General features: G+C 65.3%; 20 protein-coding genes. 13 read left to right on the forward strand and 7 right to left on the reverse strand.

From position 1 onward, the window contains the following. The first annotated feature begins 45 nt into the window (after nt 1-45). From GII31_RS02980 to GII31_RS22565, 8 genes are all read left to right on the forward strand, one after another. Nucleotides 46-1587, forward strand: coding sequence for an aldehyde dehydrogenase family protein (locus GII31_RS02980; protein ID WP_260840277.1), 1542 nt, complete (start codon nt 46-48; stop codon nt 1585-1587). 58 nt (nt 1588-1645) lie between these two features. Further along, nucleotides 1646-2494: a mycofactocin-coupled SDR family oxidoreductase gene (locus GII31_RS02985; protein ID WP_260840278.1), complete on the forward strand. Its 849-nt coding sequence runs from the start codon at nt 1646-1648 to the stop codon at nt 2492-2494. 6 nt (nt 2495-2500) lie between these two features. Beyond that, nucleotides 2501-3310 carry an NAD(P)-dependent oxidoreductase gene (locus tag GII31_RS02990; RefSeq protein WP_213246669.1) on the forward strand — a complete coding sequence of 270 codons (810 nt, stop codon included), beginning with the start codon at nt 2501-2503 and terminating at the stop codon, nt 3308-3310. Next, nucleotides 3307-4956, forward strand: coding sequence for a coniferyl aldehyde dehydrogenase (locus GII31_RS02995; protein WP_407649875.1), 1650 nt, complete (start codon nt 3307-3309; stop codon nt 4954-4956). The genes GII31_RS02990 and GII31_RS02995 overlap by 4 nt, the downstream gene beginning before the upstream one ends. 86 nt (nt 4957-5042) lie before the next feature. Next, nucleotides 5043-6590, forward strand: coding sequence for a class I adenylate-forming enzyme family protein (locus GII31_RS03000; protein ID WP_213246671.1), 1548 nt, complete (start codon nt 5043-5045; stop codon nt 6588-6590). A 27-nt stretch (nt 6591-6617) separates the two neighbouring features. Continuing rightward, the gene (locus tag GII31_RS03005; protein WP_213246673.1) at nt 6618-6920 is read left to right on the forward strand and encodes a hypothetical protein; all 303 of its coding nucleotides are present in this window, start codon (nt 6618-6620) and stop codon (nt 6918-6920) included. A gap of 155 nt (nt 6921-7075) precedes the next feature. Beyond that, complete coding sequence (locus GII31_RS03010; protein ID WP_213246681.1) at nt 7076-8110, forward strand: alcohol dehydrogenase catalytic domain-containing protein; 1035 nt, start codon at nt 7076-7078, stop codon at nt 8108-8110. Between the two features lie 11 nt (nt 8111-8121). Beyond that, nucleotides 8122-8475 carry a hypothetical protein gene (locus tag GII31_RS22565; protein ID WP_407649876.1) on the forward strand — a complete coding sequence of 118 codons (354 nt, stop codon included), beginning with the start codon at nt 8122-8124 and terminating at the stop codon, nt 8473-8475. Here the strand turns inward: GII31_RS22565 and GII31_RS03020 are convergent. From GII31_RS03020 to GII31_RS03030, 3 genes are all read right to left on the reverse strand, one after another. Continuing rightward, nucleotides 8391-9005 (reverse strand): cysteine hydrolase, encoded by a 615-nt coding sequence (locus tag GII31_RS03020; RefSeq protein ID WP_213246682.1) that lies wholly within the window; start codon nt 9003-9005, stop codon nt 8391-8393. The genes GII31_RS22565 and GII31_RS03020 overlap by 85 nt on opposite strands. A 294-nt stretch (nt 9006-9299) precedes the next feature. Further along, complete coding sequence (locus tag GII31_RS03025) at nt 9300-11159, reverse strand: flavin-containing monooxygenase (protein ID WP_246222079.1); 1860 nt, start codon at nt 11157-11159, stop codon at nt 9300-9302. Between the two features lie 61 nt (nt 11160-11220). Next, the gene (locus tag GII31_RS03030) at nt 11221-12150 is read right to left on the reverse strand and encodes an alpha/beta hydrolase (RefSeq protein WP_213246690.1); all 930 of its coding nucleotides are present in this window, start codon (nt 12148-12150) and stop codon (nt 11221-11223) included. Nucleotides 12151-12388: 238 nt separating this feature from the next. Here GII31_RS03030 and GII31_RS03035 point away from each other — a divergent pair, with 238 nt between their 5' ends. Both GII31_RS03035 and GII31_RS03040 read left to right on the forward strand, forming a co-directional pair. After that, nucleotides 12389-12973 carry a helix-turn-helix domain-containing protein gene (locus GII31_RS03035; RefSeq protein ID WP_213246692.1) on the forward strand — a complete coding sequence of 195 codons (585 nt, stop codon included), beginning with the start codon at nt 12389-12391 and terminating at the stop codon, nt 12971-12973. Further along, complete coding sequence (locus GII31_RS03040) at nt 12966-13607, forward strand: helix-turn-helix domain-containing protein (RefSeq protein ID WP_213246694.1); 642 nt, start codon at nt 12966-12968, stop codon at nt 13605-13607. The genes GII31_RS03035 and GII31_RS03040 overlap by 8 nt, the downstream gene beginning before the upstream one ends. A gap of 12 nt (nt 13608-13619) precedes the next feature. On the opposite strand, the gene GII31_RS03045 is transcribed toward GII31_RS03040, so the two are convergent. Genes GII31_RS03045 through GII31_RS03060 form a run of 4 tightly spaced genes read right to left on the reverse strand, consistent with a single transcriptional unit; the run spans nt 13620 to nt 17544 of the window. Continuing rightward, nucleotides 13620-14153 carry a VOC family protein gene (locus GII31_RS03045; protein WP_213246696.1) on the reverse strand — a complete coding sequence of 178 codons (534 nt, stop codon included), beginning with the start codon at nt 14151-14153 and terminating at the stop codon, nt 13620-13622. Then, nucleotides 14150-15175 (reverse strand): alcohol dehydrogenase catalytic domain-containing protein, encoded by a 1026-nt coding sequence (locus GII31_RS03050; RefSeq protein WP_213246698.1) that lies wholly within the window; start codon nt 15173-15175, stop codon nt 14150-14152. The genes GII31_RS03045 and GII31_RS03050 overlap by 4 nt, the downstream gene beginning before the upstream one ends. Before the next feature lie 43 nt (nt 15176-15218). Then, nucleotides 15219-16679 (reverse strand): aldehyde dehydrogenase family protein, encoded by a 1461-nt coding sequence (locus GII31_RS03055; RefSeq protein ID WP_213246700.1) that lies wholly within the window; start codon nt 16677-16679, stop codon nt 15219-15221. Between the two features lie 13 nt (nt 16680-16692). Continuing rightward, nucleotides 16693-17544 carry a mycofactocin-coupled SDR family oxidoreductase gene (locus GII31_RS03060; protein WP_213246702.1) on the reverse strand — a complete coding sequence of 284 codons (852 nt, stop codon included), beginning with the start codon at nt 17542-17544 and terminating at the stop codon, nt 16693-16695. Nucleotides 17545-17990: 446 nt separating this feature from the next. Between GII31_RS03060 and GII31_RS03065 the strand changes: the two genes are divergently transcribed. The 3 genes from GII31_RS03065 to GII31_RS03075 all read left to right on the forward strand — a co-directional run bounded on the left by GII31_RS03065 (nt 17991) and on the right by GII31_RS03075 (nt 20790). Further along, a complete protein-coding gene (locus tag GII31_RS03065) occupies nt 17991-19235 on the forward strand; it encodes an ABC transporter substrate-binding protein (protein ID WP_260840280.1) in 1245 nt (414 codons plus the stop codon). A gap of 158 nt (nt 19236-19393) precedes the next feature. Then, nucleotides 19394-20332 (forward strand): BKACE family enzyme, encoded by a 939-nt coding sequence (locus GII31_RS03070; RefSeq protein WP_213246712.1) that lies wholly within the window; start codon nt 19394-19396, stop codon nt 20330-20332. A 227-nt stretch (nt 20333-20559) separates the two neighbouring features. Beyond that, nucleotides 20560-20790, forward strand: a complete 231-nt coding sequence (locus GII31_RS03075) for a thiamine pyrophosphate-dependent enzyme (protein ID WP_260840281.1) — start codon at nt 20560-20562, stop codon at nt 20788-20790. Nucleotides 20791-20792: the final 2 nt, after the last annotated feature.

Consider the following 20792-nt stretch of genomic DNA (forward strand, 5'->3'; position numbering starts at 1 on the left):
AAGTGCGGTTACTCGTCAACAGCCGGCCACACGCCGGGAGAGGGAATGCAAGTGAGCGAAACGGAAGTCGAGACCCCGACGAGCGTCGAACTCGGTCGCAGGGTGGCCGAACGCGCCGAACGACGGCTGCTGATCGACGGCAGGCTGGTCGAGGCCACCGGCGGAGCCACCTACCCCAACGTCAGCCCGGCCACCGGCCTGGTGCTCGGCGAGGCGGCCGCGGCGACCGCCGACGATATGCGTGCGGCCATCGCCGCGGCCCGTCGCGCCTTCGATGAGACCGACTGGTCGTCGAACAAGGAACTGCGTAAACGCTGCCTCACGCAGTTGCAGGAGGCCCTGGAAGCGGAGAAGGAAGAGCTCCGCGAGGAGATCATCGCCGAGGTCGGTTCCCCCGACATGGCCACGCGCAACGCGCAACTGGACTGGCCGCTGCAGGAAGCCCTGAACTATCCGATCCGGCTGATCGACGAATTCGAATGGGAACGCACCCTCGACGGCGGCGGCCTCTTCGGGCCCCGCAACATCCGCAAGGTCGTCAAGGAGGCGGTCGGCGTCGTCGCGGCCATCACGCCGTCCAACTACCCGATTGAGGTCATCCTCAACAAGCTCGGTCCCGCCCTCGCGGCCGGTAACACCGTGGTTCTCAAGCCGGACCCCAACGCGCCGTGGACCGGCCTGAGGCTGGGCCGGCTGATCGCCGAGAAGACGGACTTCCCGGCCGGTGTGGTCAACGTGGTCACCACCCCCGACAACGACGTCGCCGGGATCCTCGCGAGCGACCCCCGCGTCGATCTCATCTCCTTCACCGGATCGACCGCCGTCGGCAAGCATCTCATGCGTGAGGGCGCGGAGACGATGAAGCGGGTCTTCCTCGAACTCGGCGGCAAATCCGCGCTCATCGTGCTCGACGACGCCGACCCCGGCAAAGCGGTGATGGGTGCGATGGGCACCTGCCAGCACGCCGGGCAGGGGTGTGCGATCAATACCCGTCTGCTGGTGCATCGTTCGCTGTACGAGACAGTCATCGAACAGGTGACGTTCGCGTTCGGGCTGGCGCCGGTGGGTGATCCGGCCGATCCGGGTGTGCTCACCGGACCGCTGATCACCGCCACGGCCAAGGAGAAGGTCCTGTCGATGATCGAGCAGGCCCGCGAGGGAGGTGCCGAGGTCGTCTTCGGCGGCGGTGTGCCGGAGAACCTGGCCGAGCACCTCGCCGACGGCCACTACGTGCAGCCGACCGTCCTCGCCGGGGTCGCCCCCGACGCACCGATCGCCCAGGAAGAGGTGTTCGGTCCGGTCCTGGTGATCATCCCGTTCGACACCGACGACGAGGCCGTCGCCATCGCCAACAGCACCCCGTTCGGTCTGGCCGGCGCCGTACTGTCCGGTGACCTGGATCGTGGCCTGGCCGTGGCCAACCGGATCCGCACCGGATCGATCGGCGTGAACGGCGGCATGTTCTATTCGGCCGATGCCCCGTTCGGCGGTTTCGGTGCCAGCGGCGTCGGACGCCAGTGCGGCATCGAAGGTTTCAACCAGTACCTGGAGACCCGGACCATCGCGCACCGGGCACCCGGCGCCTAAGCCGGCACAAATACTCAATACAGGCAAGCACTCATTTCAGCGAAGGATCGAAAAGCTCATGGGAAAGCTCGATAGCAAGGTCGCCGTCGTCAGTGGCGCCGCCCGCGGTCAGGGCCGTTCGCACGCGGTCAACCTCGCCAAGGAGGGCGCCAGTGTCATTCTGATCGACATCTGTAAAGACCTGGAGGGCAACAACTACCCGCTGTCCCGTCGTGAAGACCTGGACGAGACCGTCAACCTCGTCGAGAAGGAAGGCGTCAAGGCCTACGCCATCGAGGCCGACGTGCGCGAACGCTCGCAGACCTGGGACGCCATCGCCGAGGGCGTCAAAGAGTTGGGCCGCCTCGACATCGTCGTCGCCAATGCCGGCATCTGCCCGATGGGCAAGAAGCAGACCATCCTGTCGTGGTCGGATACCATCGACACCGACCTGGCCGGGGTGTTCAATCTGGTGCAGGGCAGCCTTCCGCACCTGGAGAAGGGTGCCTCGATCATCGCCACCGGTTCGCTGGCCGCGATGCTGGGCAGCACCGGCAACCAGGGTCCGGGCGGATCGGCCTACAGCCTGGCCAAACAGATCGTCGCCCGCTACGTGAATGACCTGTCGGTCCACCTGGGCCCCAAGGGAATCCGTATCAACGCGGTGCACCCCACCAACTGCAACACCGACATGCTGCACAACGAGGGGATGTACTCGGTGTTCCGTCCTGACCTGGAAAGTCCCACCCTCGACGACGTCAAGCCCGTGTTCCCGATGATGCACTCGATGAAGGTTCCCTTCGTTGAGCCGCAGGACATCTCCAACGCGGTGATCTTCCTCGCCAGCGAGGACTCCCGCTACATCACCGGCATGCAGCTGCGTATCGACGCGGGCGGCTACGCCAAGACCGTCCCGTGGAAGGGCTGACCGGATATGTCTGACGTGATTGGTTTCGTCGGTGCAGGGCAGATGGGTGAGCCGATGGTTCAGCGCCTGCTCGCTGCCGGCAAAGAGGTGGTGCTCTACGCCCGTCGTCCCGAGATCCGCGAGAAGCTCGGTGCCGAGGGCGCGACGATCGTCGACTCGGTGGCCGAGGCCGCCGCGCGCGCCGACGTGTTGATCCTGTGCCTGTTCTCCGATGCCCAACTCATCGAGATCGCCGAGGGGCCGAACGGTTTCATGGAGAACGCGAAGGCCGGCAGCGTGGTGGTCTCGCACACCACCGGAAATGTCAGCACCTTGCAGGGCCTGGTGGACAAGTACCAGGAAGGGCCGACGATCGTCGACGGCCCGATCAGTGGTTCCGCCAAGGACATCACCAAGGGGGTACTGACCGTGCTGCTGGGCGGGCCCGAAACCGCGGTGAAGCAGGCCGAGTCGGTGGTGCTGGCCTACGCCAAGGAGGTCATCCGCACCGGTGAACTCGGCACCGCGCTGAACGTGAAGCTGGTCAACAACATCCTGTTCGCGGCCAACTCCCAACTTGCCGCCGCGGCGGTGGAACTCGGCGCCAAGCTCGGTATCAAGGAGAACGACCTGCTGAACTCGTTGCAACATTGCAGCGGGCACAGCTACGCGCTCGGCGCGGTCAAGGGCACCGGCGGACCGGAGAAGTTCACCAAGGCAGCCGGCCCGTTCCTGCGCAAGGACGTCAAGGCGGCTGCGGTGGCCGCCGCCGACTCGGGCGTCGACGTGGGCTGGCTCAAGAGCGTCGTGGACGACGGTCCGCTGGACCTGTCGTGACCGTCACCCACATCAGCGCCGCCGGGTCCGGGGATGTCTCCTCGGATCCGGCCGGGGCGAGCGCGGCGACGGGGGATGTGACCGGGGCGAGCGCAGCGACGGGGGATGTGACCGGGGCGAGCGCAGCGACGGGGGATGTGACCGGGGCGAGCGCAGCGACGGGGGATGTGACCGGGGCGAGCGCAGCGACGGGGGATGTCACTGCGCTGCAACAGCTTCTCGATGCCCAGCGGGCTGCGCATCGGGCCGATCCGATGCCGTCGGTCGCGCTGCGCCGCAACCGTATCGACCGATTGCTCGCGCTGGTGCTGGACAACACCGATCAACTCGTCGACGCGATTGTGGCAGACTTCGGGTCCAAGTCGCGCACCGCGACCCTGTCGACCGAGATCGTCGGCATGATCGGCAACATCCAGCACACCCGCAAGAACCTGACGAAGTGGATGAAGCCGCGAAAGGTGCTGCGGGGGAGCCTGGTTACCCGGATCAGTGCCGAGGTGGTGCCCTCCCCACTCGGTGTCGTCGGTGTGATCGGGCCGTGGAACTTCCCGCTGCACCTGGCCATCTTGCCGACTGCTGCCGCATTCGCCGCGGGCAACCGGGTGATGATCAAGATGTCCGAGATCACCCCGAACACCGCCGAGACGGTGAAATCGCTGGCGGCCGAGTACTTCGATCCGACCGAACTGACTGTGGTGACCGGAGACCTGCCGGTGGCCACCGCATTCTCGGAATTGGCGTTCGACCATATCTTCTTCACCGGTTCGCCCGGCGTGGGCAAGCGCATCCAGGCCGCGGCGGCGGCCAACTTGGTGCCGGTGACCCTCGAGCTCGGTGGCAAGAACCCGGTGGTTGTCGCCCGCGACGCCGACCTCGACGAGGCGGCTCAGCGGATCGCGTTGGGCCGCATGGTCAACGGTGGGCAGGTGTGTATCTGCCCTGATCAGGCGTATGTGCCCGCCGAATTGCTGGAGGGTTTTCTCGCCTCCGCGGCGACGGCGCTGCGTAAGCATTTCCCGACGGTCACCGACAACCCGGAGTACCCGTCGTGTGTCAACGACGCCAACTACCGGCGTGTGCGGGGCCTGGTGGACGACGCCCGCGACAAAGGTGCCACGATCACGGTGGTCGCGCCGGAGCATCAGAGCGATCCCGACCCGGACACGCGCAAGATCGCACCGACGCTGGTCACCGGCATCACCGCCGACATGACGATCGCGCATGAGGAGATCTTCGGCCCGGTGCTGGGCGTCGCCACGTACACCGATGCCAACGAGGTCATCGACGCGCTCAATGCGCAGCCGGCACCGCTGGTCGCGTACTGGTTCGGCGCGGACACCGCCGACTTCCGCGAGTTCGTGCGGCGTACCCGCAGCGGTGGCGTCGCACGCAACGAATTCGGTATCCATATGCTGCCCTCGGACGCGCCGTTCGGCGGCGTCGGCAACAGCGGCATGGGCGCCTACCACGGCAGGGCGGGCTTCGATCGGCTGTCTCACCATCGTTCGGTGGTGGGCACGGACCTGCCTGCGCGGGTCACCACGTCAAGCGCCGTTCCGCCCTTCGGGACGGGAATGCGCAAGGGAATGGATCTCATGCTGCTCCGTGAGCGCAGGCGTGTGCGCAAGCGATTGCGCGTGGTATGAGATACGTAAGTCGTGTTTCGTCGTGCGGGTCATATGTGGGTAGCGCAGGCGCTCACATCACACAGGCTTGCGGGTAGGGAAAAGTTATGAGTATTGCCATATTGCTGGAAATGCCGGTGTCGATGGACCCGGACAAGGAAGCGATCGTCGACGGTGATCTGCGGTTGACGCTGGGTCAGGTCGATACCCTGGTCAACAAGGGCGCCGCACGTATCGTCGAGTCGGGTGCCCGGTGCGTGGCGTACGTGGGTACCGGTGGTGCCGCGATGCCGGTGCTGCTGTTCGCGTCCGCGCGGGCCGGGGTGCCGTTCGCGCCGCTGAACTACCGACTCACCGCCGATGCGCTGGTGGAACTGATCGAGCGCCTGCCGGGTGTGGTCGTCGTCGCCGACGCCGACTACGCGGACGTTGCCGCGCGGGCCGGGGTCCAGGTGCTCGACTCGGCGCAGTTCCTGGACGTCGAGGCCGCCGCGGGTGCCGACCCCGTGTCCGGGGATGTCGCCGGGAGCGCAGCGAGCGGGACAAATGTTGACGTCGATCCGGATTCGCTCGCGGTGGTTCTGTTCACCTCCGGCACCACCTCCAAGCCCAAGGCCGTGGAGATCACCCACGCCAACCTCACCAGCTACGTGATGGGCACCGTCGACTTCGCCTCCGCCGATCCGGCCGACGCCGCGCTGATCTGTGTGCCGCCCTATCACATCGCCGGGGTGAGCGCGGCGCTGTCGAATCTGTACGCCGGACGCCGCGCGATCTACCTGCGGCGTTTCGATCCGGCGGCCTGGCTGCGCCTCGTTCACGACGAGGGCGTCACCAACGCCACGGTGGTGCCGACCATGCTCGACCGCATCATCGCCGTCTTCGAGAAGTCGCCGGTGGAGTTGCCGACGCTGCGCAACCTGGCCTACGGCGGATCGAAGGTGCCGCAGCCGCTGGTGCGCCGCACCCTCGACGTGCTCGGCCACGTCGGGCTGGTCAACGCATACGGCCTCACCGAAACCAGCTCCACCATCGCGGTTCTGGGCCCCGACGATCATCGTGAGGCGTATGCCTCGGACGATCCGGCGATCTCCCGGCGACTCGGCTCGGTGGGCCGTGCGGTGCCCGGAATCGAACTGCAGATCCGCGACGACGCCGGCACCGTGCTCGGAGCCGACGAGACCGGTGAACTGTTCATCCGTGGACCGCAGGTCTCGGGTAAGTACACCGGTATCGGTTCGGTACTTGACGCCGAGGGCTGGTTTCCCACCAAGGACGTCGCGAGCATCGACGCCGACGGCTACCTGTTCATCGGTGGACGTTCTGATGACACCATCATCCGCGGCGGCGAGAACATCGCCCCCGCCGAGGTGGAAGACGCCCTCGTGGAGCATCCAAGCATCCGCGACGTCGTCGCGATCGGTATCGCCGATCCTGAGTGGGGACAGGCGATCGTCGCCGTCGTCGTCCGCGAGGAAGGTGTCTCCGAGGCGGATCTCGACGCGGAGGCGGTGCGGGAGTTCGCGCGTACCAAGCTGCGAGGTTCGCGGACTCCGGACCACGTGGTGTTCCGCGACGAACTGCCCGCCACCGCGACAGGAAAGATCCTGCGCCGCGTGCTGGTCGACGAATTGACCCCCGCGACAGCGGAGTAACAGCTCACAAGTACTAGGAGTAAACCAATGGTGAAGAATGGAACCCGATTCGAGAGCCAGGTGTGCGACACCCAGGTGATCGTGATCGCCGCCGCCGACAGTCTCGACGATCTGCGCTGCGGCGGGGTGCCGATGGTGGCCGTCGGCGGCGACAAGGACGCCGCCGCCACGCTGAGCGACGCGTTCGCCGACGGTGCGGTCCTGGGCAAGCGTTATGTGGACGCCGACGGGGCCGAGGTGCTCGTCACCAAGGCGGGCAAGGGGTCACTGTCCGTGGGCGAGACTCTGCTGGTGTTCAAGGAATCCAAAGCCCTTCCGTCCAGCGACTGAACCGCCTCCATTTCGCCGGTTGAGGTGTGAGGAGCGCTAGCGACGAGCCTCGAAACCTGGTGAGATGACATTGTCGTCTCACCAGGTTTCGAGGCTGGCAAGCTCGTACCTCAACCGGCGATGACATTGAGCCGATGTTGTTGAAGGGCGTGAGAATGAGCAAAGCAGCTGTTATCGGTGACGAGCGATCGGTGGCGGTCCGGTCGGTGAGCGCGGTGCCGCTCGCCCCCGGCGAGGTGCGTCTGGACGTCGCCTACTGCGGCATGTGCGGATCGGATCTGCATCTGTTCTTCGACACCCCCGAACCGATGACCGGGCATGTTCTCGGGCACGAGTTCGCCGGTACCGTCAGCGAAGTCGGCTCCGGGGTCGACGACTGGTCGGTGGGCGACCGGGTCGTGATCCTGCCGATCGACGACTGCGGTGACTGCTTCGCCTGCCGCAACCCCGAACTTAACGGGGTGTGCATCGTCGGCCTCACCCAGGGCCCGGGTTTGGGGCGTCCCGGCGCACTGGCCGATTCGGTGGTGGTGCCGGCGACGATGCTGTTCGCCGTTCCCGACGGGCTCGATCTGCGGACCGCCGCACTCACCGAGCCCCTCGCGGTGGCGGTGCGCGGTGTGTGGCGGTCCGGGGCAGGTGCCGGCGACAGCGTGGTGGTGATGGGTGCCGGTCCGATCGGCCTGCTGGCTGTCGAGGCACTTCACTCACGGGATATCATCGACGTCCTCGTGGTGGAACCCAATGCGGATCGCCGCGCGCTCGCCGAAGGTTTCGGGGTGACGGTGTGTGCACCCGACGATGTATTCGCATCCGCCGCAGGCATGTCCGGCCCGGTGCGGGCGGTACTCGACTGCACCGGCAATGCGAAGGTGCTAGGCCAGGCGCTGAGCGTGCTCGGCTACTCAGGCACCGTCGTCATCCTCGGCATCGCCATGGACACGGCCCAGATCCTGCCGATGCAGGTCACGGTCAATGAGCTGACCATCGTCGGCTCCACCGCCTACAGCCGCCGCGACTTCACCGAGGCACTCGACGCCCTGGCCGCCGGTCGGATCAACTCGGAAGCCCTGATCACCTCGGTCATCGGCCTCGACGGCGTCGACGTAAAATTTCGCGATCTCGTCTCCGGCGCAAGCTCCGACGTCAAGGTTCTGGTCCAACCTAAGTCGTCCGTTCTGACCGACTGATACCTCGTTCGGTGAGACGCGACCTCCCCCTCCGTTGGTTGAGGTGTGAGGAACGTTCCACCGGATATCCCGATGCCGACACGTGTGGTTCGGTGACCGTCGAGGTGCCCGAGCCGGGCGCGGGGCAGTTGGTGGTGAAAGTCGATCGCATCTCCCTTGATCCGGCGATGCGCAGACGGCTCAACGACGTCCGTTCCTACATTCCGCCGGTGGGGATCGGCGAGGCGATGCGTGCGGCGGGCACCGACCGTGCCCTCGCCGGTTCGGGACGCCGCCGTCGTCAGCTCCAAGCATCGATCAGGTCGTCGGTGGTGACGACGGTACTCAGGATCGACAGGGTGTTCTTGAGGACCGCCTGGCCGTAGGCGGTGGGGATGCCGGCGACCCCGTCGCTCGGCAGCACCACGTCGTAGGAATTGTTGACCGCGTCCATGACGAAGTTGGGGATCGCCACATTCAGTGAAACGCCCACCGGGACAATTGTTGTCACACCCAGGTTGCGCAGGACCGAGTTGAGATCGGTGCCGCACATCGGGCCGAGGCCGTGCAGCCGGGTGAGTACCAGGTCCGATGGTTCGGGGCCGAGTTCGGGTACCACCGATGCTCCGTGGCTGCCCGGCTCGGCCGACAGCGTTTTGGCGCCGTAGGCGAACAGCGCGGCGTTGTGGTTGGACCCGCGGCCGTCAGCACGCCGGGTCACCACGCAGTGGATGATGCTGACACCCGCGGCGCGCGCCACCGGGAGCAGCCGCGCGATGTTGGGGACTGCCTCCCGCTGGGCTTCCTCGGCGAGCGCGGTCAGTCCGGCATTCGTGCCGACCACGGCTTCCTGACACTCCTGGGTGACGATCGCGGTGTGTTCGGGACGGACGAGCTCGGCGAGGGGGCGTGCCACGGGTGCTCCGTTTCGGTCGGCTGATGACATACTGTCGTGTCAATAGTAACCTCATCGGTAGTAACCCCCGTGGTGCGGGCTGGGGTCGGATCGGGTTCGCAGTTGTCTCGTGTCCTGTACCGTTAATTCATTTCAGATATCTGGCGATTGATTCTAGGATTTCCTCGGCCTACACCGGGCGATCCTGGCAACGTGGTGTGATCGTGCAGACCGATTCCTGGCATTACCGCCAAATGGCAAATCCGTCGCCGTAAAGGTATTGACGGGCTTGCCACCCGGATGGCCTTGGGCGCGTTACCGGATGTCGAAACCGTCGAGGGTGCCATCGGTCCGCCAGTCCTGGAGGAGCTGACCGAACTCGATGACCGTGCCCCAGTACTGTTCCTGTTTCCAGTTGCGAGACTTCATCTCGGCACCTTCCTGGTTGTAATAGCCGGGAGTGCACGAGGATTCGGCACCGCCGAGGTTCTTGGCGATGCCTCCGTCGGAATTGACCTGGGTCTGCACCCAGCCGTTCTCGGTGTCTTGGGTGACCTCGACGCGCGATGCGCCGCGTTTGTCGGCCTCGGCGATGATGTAGGCGACGTGGCCGGAGATGTCGTCGACACTGGAGCAATAGTTGGCACCGAAGCCGAAAGGAAACAAGCCGCCGACGATGAACATGTTCGGGAAGCCGTACGTGGAATGTGACTGGAATGCGCGCATTCCGTCGCCCCAGTGGTCGTACAGTGACCGACCGTCCGAACCGAATACGGGAATCCCCATGCGACGCTTGAAATCACTGGTGATCTCGAAACCGCTGGCGTACACGATCAGATCGACGTCGTAATGTTCGCCGTTGGCGACGATGCCGGTCGCGTCGATCCTGTCGATGCCCTTGCTCTCGGCCACATCCACCAGCGTCACGTTGTCGCGGTTGAACGTCGGCAGGTACTCGTCGCTGAAGGTGGGACGCTTGCAGAACTGCTTGTACCAGGCCTTGAGCTTCTCGCGGACGGCTGGGTCGGTGACGTCGGAGTCCACCCGGGCGCGAATCCGCTCCATCGTCTGGTCGTCGGACAGGTCGATCAGGTCATCGAGTTCGCCCGGCTCACCCAGGACGTCGGGATCGTCGAGCTGTGCGGCGAGCCCGGTCACCGACTGGATGGGTCGCATCCAGCCGTCGTCGGTGAAATCGCCCTCGGGTCCGTCGATCGGACCGGCGCCTAGCATCGCGGCGTTGAACGCATCCATGCGGCGCTTCTGCCAACCGGGTTCCAGGCTCGCAGCCCATTCGGGGTCGGTCGGCCGGTTGTTGCGGAAGTCCACCGACGACGGAGTGCGCTGGAAGACGTAGAGGTGTCCCGCATCCTGGGCCAGTCGCGGGATGGCCTGGATGCCGGTGGAACCGGTGCCGATCACCGCGACCTTCTTGTCGGCGAGATCGGTCATCCGCTCACCCGGCGCGCCGCCGGTGACCGAGTAGTCCCAGCGGCAGGTGTGGAACGAGGGGCCCTGGTAGTCGTGGATACCCGGGATGCCGGGCAGGCGCGGGCGGCTCGCCGGGCCGGTGGCCAGAGCGAGATACCTGGCCCGCATCGTGTCACCGCGGTTGGTCTCCACGGTCCACAGCAGCGCGTCCTCGTCCCAGCGGGCCTCGGTCACCCACGTCTGAAACACGGCCTTGTCGTACAGGTTGAAATGCTTGCCGATGCGCTGGGCATGCTCGAAGATCTCGGGCGCACTCGCATATCGTTCGCGGGGAATGTAACCGGTTTCGTCGAGCAACGGCAGATACGAGTACGACTCGATATCGCAGTGTGCGCCCGGATACCGGTTCCAGTACCAGGTACCACCGAAATCGGCTGCCGAGTCGATGATCCGGAAATCGGTGACACCTTGCTGGCTGAGCCGGGCACCGAGCATCAGGCCGACCCAACCGCCGCCGACGATGGCCACCTCGATGGTGTCGGTCAGCGCCTCACGCGGTTCGGGCTCGGGTACGAACGGGTCGTGGGTGAGATATTCGGAGTACTCGCCACTGACATCGACGGCGTTGAACTGGGCTTCACCATCGGTGCGAACGCGCTTGTCGCGTTCGGCCCGATACCTCTCACGAATGGCGTCGTGGTCGAACGGTAGCGTGGGTGCCAGGGCATCCATGACCTTGGACATAGGTTTCTCCTGAATGGGAATCGGTGGTCGAGCGGAAAAAGTTGTGGTGTCGCCGCCGATATCAGACCGGTGGACGCTGCGCGAAGCGCCGGCTGAGGAACCGCGCGGCATCGGCGATGGCGGTCTTGGAGCGGGTGAGCATCGGCATGGTGAAGAAGCCGTGGAAGACGCCCGGATAGCGTTTGGCGACAACGTGGTTGCCGGCGTCCTGCAAGGCGGCACCGAATGACTCGGCGTCATCACGCAGTGGATCGGTCTCGGCCGTCAGTACGAATGCGGGAGGCAGCCCGGCCAGCGACTCGGAATTCGACGGGGTGGCCCGCGGGTCGGTGCGGTCCGCGTCGTCCCGGAGATAGATGTCCCAGAACCAGAGGACGTCCTTGGTGCACAACATCGGCGCATCGGCGTTCTCGATCCACGACGGCCGCTCCACCGCGTACTCGGTGGCCGGATACGCCAGCAGCAGCGCGGTGATCGCCGGTCCGTCGTTGTCGCGGGCGTGCACGGCGACCGCCGCCGACAGGGTGGCACCGGCACTGTCTCCGCCGAGTGCGAGGCGGGTGGGGTCGCCACCGATCTCCGCGCCGTGTTCGCTCAACCACAGTGCCGTGTTGTAGGCGTCTTCGAACGGCACCGGGAACTTGTGCTCGGGGGCGAGACGGTAGTCGAGGTTGACCACCACGCACGAGGCCTGTGCGGCCAGCTTCCGGCAGGTCTCGTCGGCCGTCCACAGTCCGCCGGTTGCCCAGCCTCCGCCGTGCATGTACAGCAGGATCGGCAGCAAGGCGTGGGGATTCGGGTGATAGAGACGTGCGGTGAGATTCCCGCCGGGGGTGGGGACGGTGATCTCGTGGACATCGGCGATCTCGGTCTCGGCGGGGAAGTCGGCGAGCGCGGTGAACTCGCGGGCGCCGTCGAGCCCCATCTCGTGGAGGGCGGGCATCTGCGAGACGGCGTCGGCGATGGCCTGTGCGTCCGGGTCGAGCGGCATGGGGTGACTCCTGGGTTCGGGGAGACGTCGATGATCGGCGCTGCTACCTGCGGCGCCGGGATAGGCGCACATGACTGTGATCTGCGCTACTCTCGCCCCAGTAGATCATGAGTGAAAAAATTAGTCAATTACGGAAGGGTTGGGTGTGTCACTCGGAGATCGCCGGGATTTGGGCAGGTCGTCGGGGTACCCTGATGCCGGTGACGGGAGAGGCCCGGATCACCTGGGAAGGAATGTGGTGGTTCGCGGACAGCGGATGCCCGAGGCCGACGCCGACCAACTTCGGGTGATCGGCGAGAAGATACGGACCAGCCGGCGGGCGATGCTCAGTGTGGAGGCCTTCGCCGAGGCTTCCGGGGTCAGTGTCGGCCAGATCAGCAGGATCGAGAACGGCACGGGCAATCCGTCGGTGGAGAGTCTGCTCCGGGTGATCACCGCCCTTGGTTACGACATGGCCGACATTCTCGAACCCGAGGTGTCCGACCGGACCGTCGTGGTCAGATCGGACGAGCGGCGCACGTTCAGTTCCGAGACCACGCCGTACAGCATCGAGCTGATCCTCCCGACGATGAGCGGTGACATGAGCGTCACCTACTGCGAGGAGCAGCCTGGTGAGATCCGGAACGCCGACAGCACTATCGACGGCGATGTGCTGTACTTCGTCATCGACGGGACGATGGACATCGAGAAGGACGGCCACACCTACCGGCTGGGTCCGGGTGACGCTCTCCTGGTTGGCTTTCCGCACCGAAATACGGTGGTCGGTGACACGGTGGTCAAGACGGTGCAGATGTTCCGGGTAGGTGGGCTGATGAATGAATGATCTCACCGACGGCGAGCCGGGACCGACCGGCGAATCCGATCCGATCATTGAATTGCGTGCTGCGCATGTGCGCCACATCGGTACCCGGGTCCGTGAACTCCGGAGAGATCGGCTCACGCTGGTGCAACTCGCCGCGGCGAGTGGTGTCAGCATCGGTCTGCTGTCGAGGCTGGAGAACGGGTCCGGGAATCCGTCGTTCGGGACCCTGTCGGCCATCGCGCGGGCACTGGCCGTCGACGTGGCCGCGCTGTTCCGTACCTCACGACCGGAACCCGTCGCCGACATGAACGGACGTCGCCTGGAGATCCGCAGGTCCGGTGAAGAGCCCAGTGCCACAGCGCAACTCCTCGTTCCGACGCTCGACAGCCGGATCGTCGGAATCCTGCTCACACTGCCACCCGGCTTCGGCGGTGGACAGTCCGCCGGCGAAGCCGGGCGGCAGTACGAGTACGTTCTCACCGGGGCCGTGGAGTACCGGATCGACCACGAGGTGCACCAGCTCGGACCAGGCGACTTTATCCGCTTCGATGCCGGCCGCCCGCACGCACGGCGCAACCTGAGTGACACCGGTGACGCATCGATTCTCAGCTGCGGTACCACGGCCAGGCTGGACTCCTACTTTCCCGGCGAGTAGCGGACACGGGTGTCACTTCCCGGGAATGTCCGGGTCCGCCTGTGAAAAGAGTTGTGCGAATATCTCTTTACCGGCACTGCTGACCAGCTCCACCGCGAAACCGTACGGCGTTTCGTGCAGGCTGAACACCATGGTGCCGTCGGGTGCGGTGCCCCACCACACCTTCTCCCAGCCGCGGCTGTCCAGGTGCCCCGCCTCAGCTGCCACGTCGTCGGTGAACACGCCGATGTGATGTCCGCGCAGCCTGGAATCGTAGCTCCAGAACGTCGCCTTCGATGCCACCCGTTCGATGAGCTCGATGTGGCAGGGGCGGGTGGAGTAGGCGAACCGTACGGTGATGTCGTCCTCCCGCGTACCGTCCAGGGAATGCAGTGTCACCCCGGCGATCTCGAGTGGTTCCATGAACACCACGCCCAAGGTGTCCTTCATATCCGCGATGGTGGCGTCGAGATCGGGCACCACGAAACCGGTGTGGAAGATCCGGGCGTCGGTACCCATCGTCGCGGCGAGCACGCCGAGCCGATCGAACTCTTCGGCGATGGTCATGGTTCGATCAGCACCTTGATGGTCCCGGGCTCGCGCGAACGCGCCTTCTCATACGCCGCCGTGACGTCGTCGAGCTTGAAGCGGTCGGTGAACACGATCTCCGGGTGCAGGCGGCCCGCCTGGACCAGCGGGATTATCTCCGTCCAGTACAGTGGGATCTCGGTGGTCTGATCGCAGGTGACGGTGATGCCGCGCAGTACCGACTCGAACGGCAGTGTGACATCTACGCCGTGGACGGCGCCGAGGATGCTGAAAGTCCGGTTGGCGCCGGTCAATTGGAAACCCAGGTCGACGGTGGCCTTGGCGCCCACGGCCTCGATGACCGAGTCGATCAGGTCGCCGTCGGTGTCGGCCTTGATCTTCTCGAGTGCTTCTTCCGGCTTGAGCGCGATCGCACCGAGCTCCCTGGCTTTCTCCAGCCGGTCGTCGAGCAGGTCGATGGCATACACGGTGGCCGCGCCCAGCGCGAAGGCCACCTCCACGGCGATCAGGCCGATCGGGCCGATGCCGATCACCGCGGCCGTGCCACCGGGGCGGATGTTCGAGCGTGCCACTGCGGTGTACGCGGTGGGCAGGCAGTCAGTGATCGTGAGGGCCTGTTCGTCGGTGATGCCCTCGGGGATCTTGAGCGCGTTGAAGTCGGCGAACGGTACACGGATCAGTTCCGACTGGCATCCGCCCAACGGTCCGGGCGAGCCGTAGATGCCGAATTCACCGTTCTTGCAACGCTTGATGGCGCCGGACCGGCACGGCTGGCAGCGGCCGCAGCCCACATCGCCGGCCAGCAGAACACGGTCCCCGACGGCTAGTCCGCTGATATCCGAACCGATCTCGACGACTTCACCGATAGCCTCGTGGCCGATCGGGTAGGCCATGGGAATATTGTATTCCAGCAGGTGGTGATCACTGCCACACACCGATGCCAGGATCATGCGGACGACCGCGTCAGTGGGCTTCTCGATGGTGGCGTCGGGCACTTCCTGCAGGGCGAGCTCGCTACCCTCGGCGATCAGTGATTTCATCGTTCTCCTCGCATCTGTGGTTCTGGTGATGGATTTTCCCGTGTCACAGCGATATCCATATGTTCTTGGTCCGGCTGAACTCGTGGATGCCGGCGAGTCCGCCGGACCGTCCGGTACCGCTCTGCTTGACCCCTCCGAACGGGATGGACGGCGGGAAGCCGAGCCCGTTGATCCACACCATGCCCGCATCGAGCTCGGCGGCCATTCGGTGCGCCCGGCCGAGGTCGGTGGTCTGGATATAGGACGCCAGTCCGAAGTCTGTGTCGTTGGCCTTGGCGAGCGCGTCGGCCTCGTCGGTGAACTTGATGACCGACATCACCGGACCGAAGATCTCGGTGCGTGCGATCTCCGAGGCCGGATCCACATCGGCGAAAATGGTCGGCTGTAGGTAGAAACCGTCACCGAATTCGCCGGTGGCGCGGGAGCCTCCGGTCACCAGGGTTCCCGCCGAGGCGGCCTTGGCCCGCTCGATGAATCCGGTGATGCGGTCGATCGCGGCCTGGTTGATGACCGGGCCGAACATGGTCTCGGGCAGTCGCGGATCACCGGGTGCGAACATTACGGCGTTCTGCTCCAGCCGGGCGACGACTTCATCGTGAACGTTGTCCTGTACCAGGATTCGGGTGCCGTTGATGCAGCCCTGTCCGGATACCTGCATGCAGAACGCCAGGGCCATGAACGATGCGGAGTCGAGGTCGGCGTCATCGAAGATGATGTTGGGGGATTTGCCGCCGAGTTCGGTGGCCACCGGGGTGAGGTTGACGGCGGCGGACTGCAGGATTCGTGTTGCGGTCGCCCCGCTGCCAGTGAAGTGGATCTTGTCGATACCGGTGTGCCCCACCAGGGCGGCGCCGACAGCGCCGTCGCCGGGCACCGCATTCAGCACGCCCGGTGGGAATCCCACGTCGATAGCCAGCTCGATCAGGCGCAGCGTGGTAAACGGGGTGAACTCCGGCGGTTTGATCACTACGCAGTTGCCCGCTGCCAGCGCGGCACCGAGAACCGAACCGAGGCAGAACAGAGCGCTGTTCCACGGCACGATTATGCCCACCACACCGTACGGTTCGAGTACCGAGTAGTCGAGTGCGGGACCGGGCCAGGCGGCGTTGACGTCGCCGGTGATCTTGTCGGGCCAGCCGGCGGCATAGCGCAGCATCTCGATGACCTGTAGCACATGGCCGCTCGCGATGGTCCACGGGATACTGTTCTCGGTCACCTGAATAGAAACCATCTCATCGAAGTGCGCTTCGAGAGAATTCGCCAGGGCGTTCAACAAATTCCGCCGTTCGGGCGGCGCGATGTGCTTCCAGTCGCGGTGCGCCGTACGGGCGCTGGTGATAGCGCGGTCGACATCGGCGGGCCCGGTGAGGGGAACGTCGATGGTGCGCTGTCCGGTTGCGGCGTACACGTGGCTGAACGTGCCGCCGGTGGTGTCCGGGCGGGTGTTGTCGATGATGGGTCGCGGGTCGGGGAGGATATCGAGGGGTGCGGGACTGATGGGCACGGGTGGTCTCTCCCTACTTGGCGGCGGCGCCGAGGTCGATCGGCAGGCTGATGCCGGTGATGCTCTCGCCGGCCTTCGAAGACAGGTACACCACGGCCTCGGACACCGCTGAGGACTCGATCCACGGCTCGTTGATGAGGTTGAGCATCCGCAGGATCGGTGTGGCGTCGTCGGAGGTGGGCGCGTCCAGGTCGGGGCGGAAACTCTTGAGAGTGATCGGGTTGTCGATCATCGGCGAGCGCACCGTCGTGGGGTGCAGGACATTTGACCGGATCCGGAATTGCGCCAGCTCCATGGCCAAAGACTTTGCCAGGCCGACGATTCCATGCTTGGTGGTCGCGTAGGCGGAGGCGAACGGGCCGCCCTTGAGGCCCATGGTGGAACTGGTGAAGATGATCGAGCCGCCCTCGCCCTGCCTGATCAGGTACGGGGTGGCAACCTTGGAGGTGTGCCATGCCCCGGTCAGGTTGATGTCGACGATAGTGCGCCACTGTTCCTCGCTGAGCTCGTGCGACATACCCATGGTGAGGATGCCGGCGTTGGCGCAGACGATGTCGAGGCGACCGAGCTCATCGACACCGCGCGCGACGGCGGCGGACAGGGCGCCGAAGTCGCGGACATCGACTGTGGCGGTGACGATTCTCCCGCCGGCCTGCGTCACCAGTTCAGCGGTCTGTGCCAGGTCATTGGCGGTGGCCGGCGGGTAGTCGACGGTCTCGACGGAGTCGCAGACGTCGACGGCGATGATGTCGGCACCCTCCTCGGCGAGCCGGACCGCGTGCGAGCGGCCCTGTCCGCGGGCGGCGCCGGTGATGAAGGCGACCTTGCCCCGTAGTGCTCCGGTTCGCTCCGGTGCTTCTGGCATCGAAAGCCTCGTTCCTGTTCGTGTATCTTGCGGCTGGTCAGAGCCATTTGTTCACGACATGTTCGTTGAAAACACAAAGGGATCCACGCAGAAGGGATCCACGCAGAAGGGATCCACGCAGAAGGGATCCACGCAGAAGGGATCCACGCAGAAGGGATCCACCTGGATGTGGGCGTAACTCGTTGCCGATCCGGGCTGTCGCCATTCTGTGACGTGTTGTTCGATGGTGCAGTTGACCAGGACTGTGATGTGTGTAACTCTTGGCCAGTCGAGTAGATCACGAGTGAAAATTCTTGTCAACGACGGAAGCCTGACCTGTAAGGTACTCCTGACCCCACGCATAGGTGCGCCGGCACTGGCTTGGCTCGAACCGGATCTTCGTCGACGTCCGCCAAGGACTCGTTCGTTCTACGCGGAATCAAGCTTGCATATCAAGGAGACCTCACGTGATTTCACAACGCCGTCGTAAGGCGTGGCTGGCGCTTCCCGCCGCTATGTCCCTGATCGTGGCAGGTTGTTCGGGCAGTGACGACGATTCGGGTGACACCGCCGCGGACACCTCCGTTCTCGGTACCGCCAATAAGGCGACCGGCACCCCGGTCAAGGTGATGTATGAGGCCCCGGGCAGCCAACTCGTCAACCACACCCAGGAGATCGGGGTCGCCAAGGCCACCGCGTCGTACATCAACGACTACCTCGGCGGCATTAACGGCCACCCCATCGAGATTCAGGTGTGTGAGGACGCCGGCCAGGTCGGCCCGGCCCGCGAATGCGCCAACAAGGCCGTCGCCGACAAGGACATTGTCGCGGTACTCACCGCCACTCCTGCCAACCCTGACGCCGTCGTTTCGGTGACATCGCCCGCGGGACTGTCGTTCTTCTCGTCGGCCGCATCGGGTACCAAGACGGCGACGATGCCCAACACTCATGTGCTGCTGAACGGTGCGACCGTGGTGGGTGTGCCCGCGTACCTGGCCAAGGAGAAGGGCGCTAAGAGCGCGGCGATTATCACCATCGACGCACCGATCGCCACCGGGCAGATCAACATGCTCGCGCCGCTGGTGTTCGGGAATGCCGGAGCGAAGGCGGAGATCATTCCGGTGCCGATCGGTACCCCGGACATGACCTCGGCGGTACAGACCGCGCTCAACAAGAAGGCCGAGGTCATCCACATCCTCGGCGCCGGAGACTTCTGCGTGTCGGCGTTCAAGGCCATCCGCACCCTCGGGGTCAGGGAACAGGTCACCACGATCGACCAGTGCATCGACAAGAAGGTCGCCGACCAGATCCCCGGCGGCTATGAAGGCGTGAAGGTCGGCGTGACCGCGTCCCTCGATCCCGAGGCGCAGGACACCAAGGTGTTCAACGCCGTTCTCGACAAGTACGGCGTGAAGGACGGCCAGGACGGCACGCTCGGATTCAGCTCGGTGCTCGGATTCCACCGCGCACTCTCCGGGATGGAGGGCGACCTGACGCGGGAGAGCGTCGCGGCGGGGCTGAACAAGATGCCTGAGGCGGTCGACGTCCCGCTCGGTGCGGGCGGTACCTTTCAGTGTGGCTCGAAACCCGTTGCTGTGGTGCCCAACTCGTGCAGCGGTAATGCTGTTATCGGCACCGCCGACAAGGACGGCAACATCGGTGATCTGGAATCGGTGACGATGTCCGAACTGTTCGCCATGCCCCAGGGCTGAGATCGCCCGTTGCGAGTGCGGGTGCGTCACGGCCTTGGACCGTCCGTGACGCACCCGCCGACTCCGATCACCTGTCGAGCGGAGCTGACTCCGCACTTGGGAAACAACACTCGCGGCACCATTCGCCCGTCGGGCGGGTGACCGGGAAGGGTACACAGATGGTGTCCACACGTGGCGTCGCCAAGGATTCGACCTCACCGGCGGGCGATTCGGTGATCATCGAGGTCGCCGTCAACGGTTCGACGCCGCGTTCGGTGAATCGGCACGTGCCCCGGATGCCCGAGGAGATCGCCGCGGACGTGATCGCGTGCGCCGAACACGGTGCTTCGATCGCGCACAACCACAACGACGAACCGATGTTCACCGACACAGGTATCCATTCGGTGCAGCCGTACATCGTTGCGTGGGAACGTATCCTGCGGATCCACCCGGATGTGCTCCTGTACCCGACACTGGCTGCCGGCGCGCGGGACATCGCGATCGAGGATCGTTGGGCGCATATCGCCGAGCTCGCCAGACGCGGACTCGGTGGGATGACCCTCGTTGACCCGGGTTCGGTGAACCTGGGACTGGTCGCCGGTGGTCCGGTTCCGCCGATCGGTGCGCGCGGCTGCTACCAGAACACCCTTGACGATACCGCGTACATGTTCGCCGAGACGGCCAAACTCGGTGCCGCTCCCAGTATCTCGATCTTCGAACCGGGATACCTGCGCACCACGCTGGCCTGGCACCGCGCGGGGTTGCTCCCGCTGGGAGCCTTCGTCAAGCTGTACTTCGGTGGTGTGCTCGAATTCGGACTGCCGCCGACGCGGGCGGGACTGGAAGCTTATCTGGAGCTTCTCGAACCGTCCGGGCTGCCGTGGTCGGTGGCGCTGCTCGGCGGTGACATCGTCGACAGCGGCCTGGCCGCGATGGCCATCGAACGAGGCGGGCACATCCGTGTCGGCCTCGAAGATTATGCCGGAGACGGCCAACCGACAAATGTCGAACTGGTTGACCGCGCGGTCGAGCTGATCCACAAGATGGGTTGCGTACCAAGCACAACCACCCAAACCCGAGATATTCTCGGAATCCCGGGGGCGCCGCTCCCAATCTGAACGGCGCACGCCCCGGGCATCCTAGGAAACGAGACTGTGGCGGGCGATCCCCGACCCGGTCGCGACACGAGGAGCCGCCATGAGCGCTGCTGGTCGAACGACCCTTCTTCCTGCCGGAACCCGGTGGATCTCAGGTATCGGCTGCCGAGTCCGAACCGCCGATCCAATACCTCACCCCCGTCGGAGAGCCCACGCTGACGGCGCAGCGCAACGGTATCGATATCTGGTTGGCGCGCAGCCTGTACCGCGACATGGTGCGTGCCCGGCGCCTGGACACCGAGTCGCTGGCGCTGGCCCGCCAGGGTGAGCTGAACCTGTGGCTGATGAGCTGGGGCCAGGAGGCCGCGCAGGTCGGTTCGGTACATGCGCTGCGCGGCAGCGACATGATCTTTCCGAGCTATCGCGAACACGCGGTGGCACTGTGCCGGGACCTGGCCCCGGCACAGATCCTGACGTAGTG

It is taken from the genome of Gordonia pseudamarae (genome assembly GCF_025273675.1).
Classification (GTDB): Bacteria; Actinomycetota; Actinomycetes; order Mycobacteriales; family Mycobacteriaceae; genus Gordonia; species Gordonia pseudamarae.